Consider the following 11,505-nt stretch of genomic DNA (forward strand, 5'->3'; position numbering starts at 1 on the left):
AATTAGTCTTTCCCCGCTGATACCGAGATTTTGTTAACACCTGCAGATTTTACTTGATCCATCACCTTGATAACTAAACCGTGTTGAGCTTCTTTATCAGCTTGAATAAGTACTGCGGCTTCAGGAGCTTCAGCCAACATACGTTCTACGTTCGCTGAAACACGTTCAATATCAACCAGTCGGTTTTCCATCATAATAGTGCCGTTTTTACTCACACCGATGAAAATGTTAGCCGATGGTTTTGACGTCGCTTGAGAAGCCTCTGGCTTGTTATAGTCAAGACCAGAAGGCTTTACAAACGATGTTGTCACGATGAAGAAGATCAACATGATGAACACGATGTCCAACATCGGTGTCATGTCAACTTGTGCTTCTTCATCTACACTTGAATGCTTTTTACGTGCCATGTTCAATCTCTCTTTAATGCTGAGGCAACTTGTCTTTTAGACGCTCTAAACGGATTTTCATTTTCGAGTCCAAACGTGTGCTAAAGAACACACCAGACAGCGCCGCAACCATACCAGCCAAAGTAGGCATTGTTGCTAATGAAATACCAGCGGCCATCAAGCGGGCATTACTCGTGCCCTGAGTCGCCATCACATCGAACACTGAAATCATACCTGTAACTGTACCTAACAGACCGATCATCGGACAGATAGCAACTAAGGTTTTGATAATCAGCATACGTGCATTCATATCTTGTTTCGCTTGGGATACCCAAGCTTCACGGATGCGCTGAGCGTACCAAGAATGACGTTCATCCCTGGCCATCCACGAGGCAACGATTGCTTTGTGCTCTTTTGGTACAACAAAAGAAATGTACCAATAGCGTTCTAACATCATTACCCACATGAGGAACAGCACCAATGCTACTAACCAGAGGACGTCGCCACCGGCAGCCATGAAGCCCCTGACGGCATCCCAAATGTCCATCAGGAATAGCATCATTAGTCAGCCCTCTTCTCAGCGTGTTCCGCGATGATACCTGCACTTTGTTCTTCAATGATTTGAACAACTGATTTACTACGTGCAACTACAACAGCGTGCATCAACATCAATGGCAACGCAGCAACCAGACCTTCAACGGTAGTTACCAGAGCCATAGAGATACCGCCTGCCATCAGTTTTGGATCACCAGTACCGAACAGCTGGATACTTTGGAAGGTCGCAATCATACCTGTTACTGTACCCAACAGACCCATCATAGGTGCGATAGCTGCCAATACTTTGATGATTGAAATACGTGCTTCCAGCGCTGGAGTTTCTTTCAGAATTGCTTCGTCAAGTTTCAATTCCAGAGTTTCAACGTCAACGTCTTTGTTTTCAGCGTAAACTTTTAGTACACGACCCAGAGGGTTGTTTCCTAGCTTGGTAATGTTTTTAGCTTGAGACTTAACGCGAGCAGCAACAATCGTCAGTGTGATCAATCGTTCGATAGCAATCAGCAGACCAAAGATCATCAGCAGAATGATGATATAACCAATGGTACCACCAGCTTCGATACGATCTTCAATGCTAGCTTTCTGAGTAAAGATGTTTAGCAAAGCACCACGACCTGGATCGATGTAAACTTTAGCTGTACCTGAGGTTGCTTTTTCGAAATCAGCAGCAGCGCTAACCATGTAACCTTCAGGTTGTTGAGACAGTTCTTGGATAATACCCAGTTCTGGCTTCCACACTACATATTTACCGTTAGCGATAAGGTTGAACTCACCGATGCGTGTTACAGTGGTGTTTTCTACGTTACCGTCGATATCAGTTACAGCAGCGTTGAATTTAACAACTTTGCCACCTTGAGTGATTTCAAACAGTTCTTCTTCCCAGAATTTTTCCAATTCTTCAATTTTAGGCAGCTGTTTGCGAGCACCTAATTCAGTGATGAACTTATCACGACCTGGGAACTGAGCACTTACGTTTGAGTTGATCAGTTTACCAGCGAAATCGCCAGCTTCACCTTTAACAACACCGAACATTTCACCCAAGTCACCTTGAGCAGTTTTCAGATCAGATTCTAACTGAGCGATTTTATGTTCGTTATCAAGAAATGCTTGGTTCAGGTCTTTACCGCGCTTAGTCTCTGCTGCCAGAGCATCTTTCTCTTTTTTCAGCAGCGCAGCTTTGTCACCGCGTTCGGCTTTAAATTCAGCTTCACGTTGAGCGTTGACTTTGCCTTGGTTAGCACGTTCTACTTTGATCTGTTGCAACAACTGATCAATGGTCTTTGGTGCATCTTCCGCGTGTGCGATGCCTGCAGTCAAAGTGAAACTAGCAGCAATCAATGCTGAGGTGATTAACTTCTTCATTATTTTGCAGCCTCCGCAGCTGGAACAGGTAACGCGAACAGATCCATTGCTCCTTGTTTACGAGCAATGCGAATGCCTTTGGTGATGTCACGCAGATAGCTGTCGTCCAGAGAATCCCATGCTTTGGTTTCTGTGTTGTACATCCAAGCTTTCTTTTGATCCAAGCTCTGAGCGTACAGAGCTACGCGTCCCAAACGGAAGTAGTCAACCAATACTTCTTTACCATCTAGGTTCAGTTTACCGGTTTCAACATCTACGAAGTTGCCGTAGTCACGTTCGATCGCGTACGCATCCAGAATCAGACGGAATTTTTCAGCCAAAGTCACTTCAGCTGTATTCAGTATGTTTTTAAGGTTTTCTACGCGAGCTTTACGATCTTCTGCGCGGAAAGGAAGATCTAACGCTACGAATTTTTCGAGGTTATCAACCATTTTAAACATCAAAGGAACAACACCTTGACGCAGTTTATCTACGCCGTTGATGTCATCTTGGATGCCTTTCATGGTGTTTTCCTGATCTGCAACCAAAGTTGCCAGATAATCGTTGTAGGCTTTCAGCGATTCTCTTTGATCAGCTACTGATGAGTATTCAAACAGCATGTCTTGTGCTTGGTCATAATACTTATCGACCTGAACTTGAGATTTAGCTGCATCAGTGTGCAACTTACCTGCTGCTGCTTGCGCATCAGTCAGCGGATCAGCAACAACGAAGTTGCTACTGGCTAACGCCAGCGCGCCGACAAGCGCAGAAGCGATTTTTGTTCTATTGCTTACCTTGGACATAGTTCCCAACCAATTTGAAGTGAATAAACAATTCAACTTAGTAACTGTAACCATCTTACGAGATAGGTATACAAACTAAGTACATCTTTCTATTGTGATTGTTAGATTTTTCTTCCCTTTTCTACGCCCCTAGAGGCATAGACCCGCTGGCATCATTTCATAAAAACCAGAGTTATGTCAACACGGAAACAGGGGAATCTAGGAGCAAAAATCTGACATTAAGTAGCAAAATTTTAAAACGGTAACTTTCCCACGAACACAATGGGTTAATCAGTGTTTTCTACTCATGGAATAACAACATTAGTGGTTGATGATTTGTTACCCACTTACGTTCATTGATGCTGTCGATTTGGCGTTGAAAAACCACTGGCTGCTTTCCGTTTATTAAAAATAGGATGAAGTGTAGTAAACGAGGTTTATCCGACTGTGTGGGAGACAGTTTTGCAGCTCCAATAAACCACTATACACCTAAGCCCCAATCCGCAATTTTAAGCCGTTCCACAAACCACGCCAACGCTTTGCCTTGTTCGCCTTTGCGCCATGCCATATATAGCGGTAGCTTACCGCGCGGCTTTTCGACTTGCCGCATAACAAGTTTGCCTGTGGCTAGCTCGTCAGCAATCTGATGTTTCGGTAAAAAGCCGATGCCAATGCCGAGCTGTTGCATGCTGATTTTATCGGGCATAGAAGAAACGCGGATCACCTGCCGACTGGCGAATAAGCCGCTGGAGCGCTGACTAAGTGATACCGAACTGTCGGCTACCACCACGGCGGGATAGGCCAATAATGCCGACATGGGGATCACGCCCGCGTCGTTTGCTGACGAGTCATGTTCAAACGTTTGTTGCGCCAAAGGATGCTGCGCCGCGACGGCAAAGACAAACTCCACTTGGCCTAGCTCGGCAATTTCATATTGGCCGCGAGGTAGCTCCCCTGAAACGCCAATAGCGATATCAGCCCGTTTGGAATAGAGCGCATCCCAACCGCCACCCAACGCCTCTTTACTGACATTGATAGTGACTTGTTTACCAAGATCGGAAAACTCAGCAATGGCGCCGAATAATGGCGCATCGGCCAGCACGGTATCGAGTGCTAATGAAATACGGGTTTCCCAGCCGGTTTCTAACTGCCGCACTGCATCTTCTAACCGCAGTGCCGCCGCGAGGATTTCCCGTCCCTCTTGTAATACTAACTGGCCAGCAGGCGTCAATGCCGAGCGAGTACCGCGTCGTTCAAATAGTTTGCTGCCGAGGTCTTGTTCCAGCTTTTGTATGGTATAGGTGAGCGCCGATGGCACGCGATATAGCGACTCAGCCGCTGCGGCAAAGCTGCCCTTTTTATCGATAGCATCCAATACCTTAAGTGCATCGAGACTCAAAATTGCCGACATCAAAACCCCTAATTCAAATTATTTGAACTTTAAGTTCAAAATGTTCCGATTTTCAAGCATGAACGTCAAGCCTAAACTTGCTTTCAACGAACGGGATAAAGCATCCCACGCCGGATTAAGCATTATCAAATTCATTGAGGAAAGCATTATGAAAAAGTTCATCAACACCTTAGTTACTAGCCAAGCAGGTTATGCACCACTGTTACTACGTGTACCTGTTGGCCTAATTTTAATGGCGCATGGTAGCCAAAAATTGTTTGGCATGTTTGGTGGCTACGGCTTAGCGGCTACTGGCCAGTGGATGGAATCTATCGGTATTACACCGGGTGAGCTGATGGCCTTCCTCGCTGGCTCTGGTGAGTTCTTCGGTGGACTGCTGTTGCTGTTAGGTCTGCTGATCCGCCCTGCGGCGCTGGTGGTTGCCTTTACCATGTTGGTTGCGTTATTTACCGTGCATATTCATAACGGCTTATTTATGGCTAACAACGGCTACGAATATGCGTTAACCCTCGCCGTGGTAGCCGCTTCACTGGTGGTGTCTGGCGCAGGCAAAGTATCACTAGATAGCTGGTTAGCCAGTAAACTTTAAGGAGTCACACCATGATTACTCTTCGTGCAGCAAAAGACCGCGGCCAAGCAAATTTCGGCTGGTTGCAAAGCAAACATACGTTTTCATTTGGACGTTATTACGACCCTGCATTTATGGGCGTATCAGCTCTACGGGTGATCAACGACGATACAGTGGCTCCCAGCGCTGGCTTTGATACTCATGGCCACCGTGACATGGAGATCATCAGTTATGTCACTGAAGGCGTGATCCAGCATAAAGACAGTTACGGCCATGAGATGACCCTGCCGGTAGGTGAGTTTCAGTTGATGTCTGCTGGCACTGGTATCATGCATAGCGAATTTAACGGTTCGGCCAGCGCGCCATTGAAGTTTCTGCAAATCTGGATTGAGCCTAACCAGCGCGACACTCAACCCAGTTATCAGCAACGCGCTTTTGCGCAGCAGGGTTGGCTAACAGAAGTTGTCACGCCTGATGGCCGCAACGATACGTTGCATATCAAGCAGGATGCGGTGTTATCGCGTATGGTGCTGGCAGCTAATGAGCAACAAAGCCAAACGTTAGCCGCCGAACGTACCTACTATCTGCATCTGATCAAAGGCGAGTTACAACTCGATGATGTTCGCCTGACTGCAGGTGATGGCGCGACAGTTACCCGCCAAACGCTGGCACAATTTAGCGCGCTGACGACTGTGGAAGCGCTGTGGTTTGATTTGCCTTAAACGGTCAGATGTCATGTAGATGAACAAGGCGAAGCACTATCAAGGCGCTTCGCTTTGTTCTTTCATGTAGCTAATTGCTTATAAATTGCAGCACATCTGCATACCTAGAAATTGCACGCCGCATTTTTCTTGGTAACTGTTGTGATGTTTGATAAAGCCACAACGGGCGAACACCGTATGGGATTGCAACGAAGCATCGGTAGTCAGTTGGGGCCAGCCCTGCTGCTTGGCCCACGCCTTGGCTTGCTCAACTAAGGCAGCGGCGATACCGCGGCGTTGATGGCTCGGCAGAACGTATAAACAGCTCACATAACCCCGGTCTTTAAAGCGACTTTCGACCTGAATAAAGCCAACGCAGTCACCATTGCTGTCAATGGCTAGCCACGCCTGAGACTGTTTCAGCTGCAAACGCCAAAAATGGCTGGAGCGCGGCGCGCGCGACCAAGCGTCACATTGCTGCCGAGTATAAAAACCGCCCGATTGTGCATGCACCGCTTGATGATAAATCTGTGCCACTTGTTTGGCATAGTGCCGATGGTGAACCGCATAATGAATGTAACTGAGCGACATCGCCCTGCCTCGCAATAAAACCGCTACTATATTCTGCAGAAACTTGAGCAAAATCAAGCGAAAAATGCCATAAAAAAAAGCAGCCAACTCTTACTGAGATGGCTGCTTTGGCGGCGAACGAGATGCGCCCTAACTAAGCGGAGAGATGGGAGCGCTAGTTAGTTCAGCGTTGGCTTAGTCGCATCAAGTTCAGTTGCAGGAATGGTTTTACGTACCGCAGCCACCTGTTTAGCCGTAACCGCAGTTGCATGGTTATTCCACGCTTGGCGTACAAAGGTGGCAAGTTTGGCAACATCTTCATCATTTAAGCGCCAGCCAAACGAGGGCATGGCCAATGCTTCTGGCGCACCTTTGGTTGATGGTAAGCGCGCACCAGCTAAGATCACATGGATAAGTCCACTTGGGTCTTTCGCATTAACTAACGCATTGCCGTCCAACTGCGGGAACACTCTTGGCGCCCCAGCACCGTTGGTAAAGTGACATGCGCCGCAGTTATCCAAATACACCCGCGCACCGGAGTTAACATCCACTTTAGCGCTATTCAGCTCTGCCGCTGTTTTATCGGTCGCATCTACAGACATCATCACTGCTTTACCTTCACCCGGTAAGGATTTGAGGTAATCGGCAATGGCTTCCAAATCAGACTGAGTCAGATAGCTCAAGCTGTGTTCAATCACCGAGGTCATCTCGCCACCCACTGCGGTACGGTCGTTACGGCCGTTTGCTAGATAGTCCACAATCTCAGCTTTATCCCAGCTCACCAATGGGCCAGCGCCACTACCCGCGCGCAAACTTGGCGCTTCCCAAATGCCAATTTTGCCACCGGTGAGGAAGTCTTTCTCAGTGTCGTCATAGCCTTTTTCTTGGAACGCGACACCACGAGGGCTGTGGCAACTGCCGCAGTGTCCCAAGCCTTGTACTAAATAAGCACCACGGTTAATGAAGGGGTTGTCGGAGTGTGGTTCAAACGCATCATCATGACCGAAGACCAAGTCCCACATGCCAATGCCCCAACGTTGGTTAAATGGGAAACTTAAATCAGTTTCCGGCGCTTTTTTATCGACGGGTTTTACACCGTGCATAAAATAAGCGTATAGCGCTTTGACATCCTTATCACTCAGCACCGAATAGCTTGGGTACGGCATTGCTGGATACAGATCGCTGCCGTCAGCACGTTCACCGTGGCGCACCGCATCATCAAACTGTTCGAGGGTGTAATTACCAATACCCGCTGTTTTACTTGGGGTAATGTTGGTGGCGTAAATGGTGCCAAATGGGCTTTCAATCGGTAAGCCCCCAGCAAAGGGTTCGCCCCCTTTGACGGTGTGGCAGGCAATACAGTCACCGGCGCGCGACAGGTATTCCCCTTTAGCAACCAAGTCGGTATCTGCCGCTTGGGCTTGTGCGGCCAGCAACAATACGGCTGGCAACATCAGAGATAATTTAGTTTTCATAACAACTCCTTATGCCTGCACCAATGGGCCTGGGTTTTTCAGGTATTGTTCGCGAATCGCCTTGGCTGACCAATACGCCAAAGCGCCCACCAGCATGGTTGGGTTGTACTGCAAGTTTTGTGGAAAGGCGCTAGCGCCTAAGACAAACACGTTGTGTACATCCCAACTTTGTAGATAGCGGTTCAATACGCTGGTCTTTGGATTGGTGCCCATAATTGCGCCGCCCACGTTGTGAGTGGTTTGATAAGGTCGTACATCATATTTGGCGCCAAAGTCTTTAAAGGAGAGGGTGAGATGATCTGGTGCCAAACCTTTTGCTATGGCTTCCACCTTGCTTTTCATGAACTGGGTCATACGGATGTCGTTGTCTTTCCAATCAAACGTTAACCGCAGCAGGGGTAAGCCGTGGTCATCTTTGTAGTTAGGATCAAGACTCAGATAGCAGTCACGATAAGACATGTTGGCACCGTGTGAGCTGATACTCATCGCGTGACCATAGTATTCCTTAGTGGCTTTTTTCCAACCTGTGCCCCAACTTGGCGTGCCTGATGGTAGTGGCATATTGCGAATGGGTTGACCATTGGTTTGTGCAGCCAGTAGGTAAGACCCCCCAATAAAGCCCTCTTTAGCAAAGTCGATCTGGTTGATAGCAAAATCATCAACAACCTCAGCGTTACTGCCCGCACCAATAAATGGATTAAAGCATTTATCTTTAAAGAATAACGTCGCACCGCCCATCATCTGATAGGCATAGTTACGGCCAACAGTGCCGGTGTTGCTCACAGGATCATAAGGCTGACCAATGCCAGACAGCAGCAACAAGCGCACGTTGTTGTAAGCAAAGGTACCCACTACCACGATTTTGGCTGGCTGGAACACTTCTTCGCCATTTTCATCAATGTAAGTCACGCCTTTAGCGGTTTTCTTATCATCGGCTAGTTCAACTTTCAGCACTTCGCTGTTAGCGCGGTACGCGAAGTTTTCATGTTGTTTCAACGCCCCCAAAATACTCGTTTGTGGCGAGGCTTTAGAGAAGTTCAAACAACCATAACGTTCGCAGAATCCGCAGAAGTTACATGGGCCTAACTGCATACCGTAAGGGTTGGTATAGGCTTCAGAAGCGTTGGAAGATGGCAGTGGAAATGGATGTAAACCTTGAGTTTTGGCGACATCATGGAACAGTTCGTCGTTCAACGTGCGTTTCAGCGGTGGCAGAGGATAAGGTTCACTACGAGGGCCTTCAAATGGGTTACCGCCTTCCAAAATCTTACCTTGAACATTACCCGCAGCGCCGGATACGCCCAGCACTTTATCAAAGAAGGTAAAATGTGGTTCAAGCTCAGCGTAACTCACGCCAAAGTCTTGAATGGTCATGTCTGTGGGAATGATCTCTTTGCCGAAGGTGTTTTCAACATAACTGCGCAGCTCTAACTCTTCCGGCATAGGGCGCCAAGTGTGACCATTCCAGTGGGTGCCGGCACCGCCAACACCGTCGCCGGGCAAAAATGAACCGAGATGACGATATGGCACGGCGGTTTCTGTCATGCTGTGGCGCACGGTAATGGTACTTTTGGCAGGTTTTGCCATCAATTTATAGCGCACCCCATAAGTCAGCTCATCGGCCATTTTGGGATAGGCAAAATCGGGCACGGTATCACGGTCTTCTCCCCGTTCTAGCGCCAATACACTTAACCCTTCTTGTGCTAACTCCATCCCCATAATGGCGTTGGTCCAGCCGAGGCCGACAAGTACGACGTCTACTGGTTTCTCTTGTCTAGCCATGACTTACCCCCTATCCCCATTCAAACTTATCGGTCCCATTGGATATTTCACATTGTGTAGCTCGACCCATTCTAAATAGGAGGCGCGTGCGCCTGGGAAGCCGATCATTTTCCAAGGTTCCATGTTTTTGTTGCCACCGTGGATGGGGTCCGCAAAGTAACCCTCTTTGGTGTTTTGCAGTAGAAAATCAAAAAAATGCTTGGCACTCACGCCATCAAACTTCAGCTCATCTTTTTGCAATTGCGTTAGCAGTTGGTCTTGCTGCTCTGGATTCAGCTCTGCAAACGATTTACTGAACGTTTGCCGACAATAGGTGTTGGTGGCAACAATGCCTTTTCGGTAGGTCTGTGCTGGTGTTAATGGCGACTGATAACCTAATTCCGCTGGCGCTTCCAGAAACGGGCCTTTCATGTACCAATCACTGGCATTGCCGAAATCCCCCTGCATTTGCAGATCGATAAAAATCGGCACATTCGCTTCCAATGCACTTGGGCCAGTGTCGTCGGCGGGGATCAAACGCTGGCAGGCGGCCAATACAAATGCCCACTCATCTGGGGTAAAAAACACGGGTTTATAATCTTGCAAGCTTGGTGCTGCGCTTGCAGTCGGTGACAACATCACTCCGGTTCCCAGAGTAGTTGCCGAGATCATCCACAACGCCCCTTTCATAAAACGGCGGCGGGAATCATCTGGACGCGATTCCATACTTATCTCCATATTGTGTAACGACATTGGCTTGCTCAAAAATGAATAACCGCGCCGCTAGCAATGATTTTCGGGTAGCCGACATCGACAAAGTACCGAGGCACTTTATTGCGGGGGTTATCTCTGTATTGTTATTGACGCGCGTTTTTTATGACGCTGAGAAACTTGTTTCGAAAAACACGACTGTTTTGGGAAGCTTTGCAGGGAGCATCAGATACAAAAGCGGCAGCTTCATTGAGTAAAATATCACATCAAGTGCGCTAACCCCTTGTATAGCCCATTAAAGTTCTCCAGTGCGATGACATTATCAACCTGCAAGAAAAGTGTGACAAGGCTAACACAATGAATTGTTGTCATGGTTAGGTAGCCATTTGTGAATGAATCAGACTAAAGCTGCTTTAGTTACAAAAGCCGGTGTTTAACGTGGAAAACCAGAGGTTTCATTGGCGAATGAGTGAGGAATTGCACAAGGAAATCTAATAAGTGCTGCTGAACAAATGCGTGCTGGCAGGAAATCATTGCCAATAGCTAAGATATGCGACCTAGCCAAGAGGCAAACTGTCGATAGCCGCCATAACTCGCTATCGACAGTGCCAAAAACCATTATTTCTTGGCAATTTCACCAACAAACATGATTTTATCAAAAGTGCGATTTAAGGTTTTGCTGGTGAATTTGTTCATCCACATCTGCTCAGCCAATTGCACTTTGTCGCCTTTAGCAACGGTAACTTGTGGACCGGCAGCCCAATAAGTCGTGTCACCTTCTTTGACTTGAACGTAGGTGTAACCACCGCTGTCCATGGTATCCAGCACAACAGCTTCATGAACTTTGCCTTGTGCCCACGCAGAAGACATACCAACGATCATTGCCGCTGCAGCTAACAGTTTTGCAAGTTTAGCCATTCCTTCAAAATCCTTTAATTAGTACAGACGCGTCATTTAACCACGTGATACTTTCAATTTCACTAATACGCGTCACAGTTTATCGTAGCAAGGGCCGTAACATCGACTCCAAGCCATTCAGTTTTACTTCGTAAATCAACGCAAGCTGCTCCCCAAGCTTACCTTCGGGAAACCCCTGCTTATGAAACCAGACAAGATAAGGCTCTGGGAGTTCCAATAATCGTCGCCCAGCATACTTACCAAAGGGCATTTTTTGATTAATTGCTTCCAGCAAGGCTTGCTGCTCAAAGGCCATGCTTCATCCTCAAGGTAGTCAGTTTGCCAAT

The 11,505-nt window shown here is 47.5% G+C and carries 13 protein-coding genes; 2 read left to right on the forward strand and 11 right to left on the reverse strand.

The window, feature by feature from the left end:
• Positions 1-2: 2 nt before the first annotated feature.
• The 5 genes from ACN0TT_RS10730 to ACN0TT_RS10750 form a co-directional block, all read right to left on the reverse strand.
• Positions 3-407 (reverse strand): ExbD/TolR family protein, encoded by a 405-nt coding sequence (locus tag ACN0TT_RS10730; protein ID WP_417762146.1) that lies wholly within the window; start codon positions 405-407, stop codon positions 3-5.
• 13 nt (positions 408-420) lie between these two features.
• Positions 421-948 carry a MotA/TolQ/ExbB proton channel family protein gene (locus tag ACN0TT_RS10735; RefSeq protein WP_238894939.1) on the reverse strand — a complete coding sequence of 176 codons (528 nt, stop codon included), beginning with the start codon at positions 946-948 and terminating at the stop codon, positions 421-423.
• Positions 948-2,303 carry a MotA/TolQ/ExbB proton channel family protein gene (locus ACN0TT_RS10740; RefSeq protein ID WP_417762147.1) on the reverse strand — a complete coding sequence of 452 codons (1,356 nt, stop codon included), beginning with the start codon at positions 2,301-2,303 and terminating at the stop codon, positions 948-950. Before ACN0TT_RS10740 ends, ACN0TT_RS10735 begins: the two co-directional genes overlap by 1 nt.
• Positions 2,303-3,085, reverse strand: coding sequence for a DUF3450 domain-containing protein (locus ACN0TT_RS10745; protein ID WP_417762148.1), 783 nt, complete (start codon positions 3,083-3,085; stop codon positions 2,303-2,305). The genes ACN0TT_RS10740 and ACN0TT_RS10745 overlap by 1 nt, the downstream gene beginning before the upstream one ends.
• A 460-nt stretch (positions 3,086-3,545) precedes the next feature.
• A complete protein-coding gene (locus tag ACN0TT_RS10750; RefSeq protein WP_417762149.1) occupies positions 3,546-4,475 on the reverse strand; it encodes a LysR family transcriptional regulator in 930 nt (309 codons plus the stop codon).
• Between the two features lie 148 nt (positions 4,476-4,623).
• Between ACN0TT_RS10750 and ACN0TT_RS10755 the strand changes: the two genes are divergently transcribed.
• Together ACN0TT_RS10755 and ACN0TT_RS10760 are read left to right on the forward strand one after the other, a co-directional pair.
• The gene (locus ACN0TT_RS10755; RefSeq protein WP_417762150.1) at positions 4,624-5,064 is read left to right on the forward strand and encodes a DoxX family protein; all 441 of its coding nucleotides are present in this window, start codon (positions 4,624-4,626) and stop codon (positions 5,062-5,064) included.
• An 11-nt stretch (positions 5,065-5,075) separates the two neighbouring features.
• Positions 5,076-5,765: a pirin family protein gene (locus ACN0TT_RS10760; RefSeq protein WP_417762151.1), complete on the forward strand. Its 690-nt coding sequence runs from the start codon at positions 5,076-5,078 to the stop codon at positions 5,763-5,765.
• A gap of 78 nt (positions 5,766-5,843) precedes the next feature.
• Here the strand turns inward: ACN0TT_RS10760 and ACN0TT_RS10765 are convergent, their stop codons facing one another.
• From ACN0TT_RS10765 to ACN0TT_RS10790, 6 genes are all read right to left on the reverse strand, one after another.
• Entirely contained in the window at positions 5,844-6,335 is a 492-nt protein-coding gene (locus tag ACN0TT_RS10765) for a GNAT family N-acetyltransferase (protein WP_417762152.1), read from the reverse strand.
• Between the two features lie 158 nt (positions 6,336-6,493).
• Positions 6,494-7,789: a c-type cytochrome gene (locus tag ACN0TT_RS10770; RefSeq protein WP_417762153.1), complete on the reverse strand. Its 1,296-nt coding sequence runs from the start codon at positions 7,787-7,789 to the stop codon at positions 6,494-6,496.
• A gap of 9 nt (positions 7,790-7,798) precedes the next feature.
• Positions 7,799-9,571 (reverse strand): GMC family oxidoreductase, encoded by a 1,773-nt coding sequence (locus ACN0TT_RS10775; RefSeq protein ID WP_417762154.1) that lies wholly within the window; start codon positions 9,569-9,571, stop codon positions 7,799-7,801.
• Between the two features lie 3 nt (positions 9,572-9,574).
• On the reverse strand, positions 9,575-10,276 hold the full coding sequence (locus tag ACN0TT_RS10780; protein WP_417762155.1) for a gluconate 2-dehydrogenase subunit 3 family protein: 702 nt from the start codon (positions 10,274-10,276) through the stop codon (positions 9,575-9,577).
• A gap of 603 nt (positions 10,277-10,879) precedes the next feature.
• A complete protein-coding gene (locus ACN0TT_RS10785) occupies positions 10,880-11,179 on the reverse strand; it encodes an NrfJ (RefSeq protein ID WP_417762156.1) in 300 nt (99 codons plus the stop codon).
• A gap of 79 nt (positions 11,180-11,258) precedes the next feature.
• The gene (locus ACN0TT_RS10790; RefSeq protein ID WP_417762157.1) at positions 11,259-11,474 is read right to left on the reverse strand and encodes a DUF3820 family protein; all 216 of its coding nucleotides are present in this window, start codon (positions 11,472-11,474) and stop codon (positions 11,259-11,261) included.
• Between the last annotated feature and the right edge of the window lie 31 nt (positions 11,475-11,505).

Origin of the sequence: Shewanella sp. (genome assembly GCF_048265805.1) — a bacterium.
Classification (GTDB): domain Bacteria; phylum Pseudomonadota; class Gammaproteobacteria; order Enterobacterales; family Shewanellaceae; genus Shewanella.

Coding starts and splice junctions, on each gene's coding strand:
- ACN0TT_RS10790 (WP_417762157.1), bottom strand. CDS start 11,474: ATGGCCTTTGAGCAGCAAGCCTTGCTGGAAGCAATTAATCAAAAAATG.
- ACN0TT_RS10755 (WP_417762150.1), top strand. CDS start 4,624: ATGAAAAAGTTCATCAACACCTTAGTTACTAGCCAAGCAGGTTATGCA.
- ACN0TT_RS10750 (WP_417762149.1), bottom strand. CDS start 4,475: ATGTCGGCAATTTTGAGTCTCGATGCACTTAAGGTATTGGATGCTATC.
- ACN0TT_RS10730 (WP_417762146.1), bottom strand. CDS start 407: ATGGCACGTAAAAAGCATTCAAGTGTAGATGAAGAAGCACAAGTTGAC.
- ACN0TT_RS10740 (WP_417762147.1), bottom strand. CDS start 2,303: ATGAAGAAGTTAATCACCTCAGCATTGATTGCTGCTAGTTTCACTTTG.
- ACN0TT_RS10760 (WP_417762151.1), top strand. CDS start 5,076: ATGATTACTCTTCGTGCAGCAAAAGACCGCGGCCAAGCAAATTTCGGC.
- ACN0TT_RS10765 (WP_417762152.1), bottom strand. CDS start 6,335: ATGTCGCTCAGTTACATTCATTATGCGGTTCACCATCGGCACTATGCC.
- ACN0TT_RS10780 (WP_417762155.1), bottom strand. CDS start 10,276: ATGGAATCGCGTCCAGATGATTCCCGCCGCCGTTTTATGAAAGGGGCG.
- ACN0TT_RS10745 (WP_417762148.1), bottom strand. CDS start 3,085: ATGTCCAAGGTAAGCAATAGAACAAAAATCGCTTCTGCGCTTGTCGGC.
- ACN0TT_RS10785 (WP_417762156.1), bottom strand. CDS start 11,179: ATGGCTAAACTTGCAAAACTGTTAGCTGCAGCGGCAATGATCGTTGGT.
- ACN0TT_RS10735 (WP_238894939.1), bottom strand. CDS start 948: ATGATGCTATTCCTGATGGACATTTGGGATGCCGTCAGGGGCTTCATG.
- ACN0TT_RS10775 (WP_417762154.1), bottom strand. CDS start 9,571: ATGGCTAGACAAGAGAAACCAGTAGACGTCGTACTTGTCGGCCTCGGC.
- ACN0TT_RS10770 (WP_417762153.1), bottom strand. CDS start 7,789: ATGAAAACTAAATTATCTCTGATGTTGCCAGCCGTATTGTTGCTGGCC.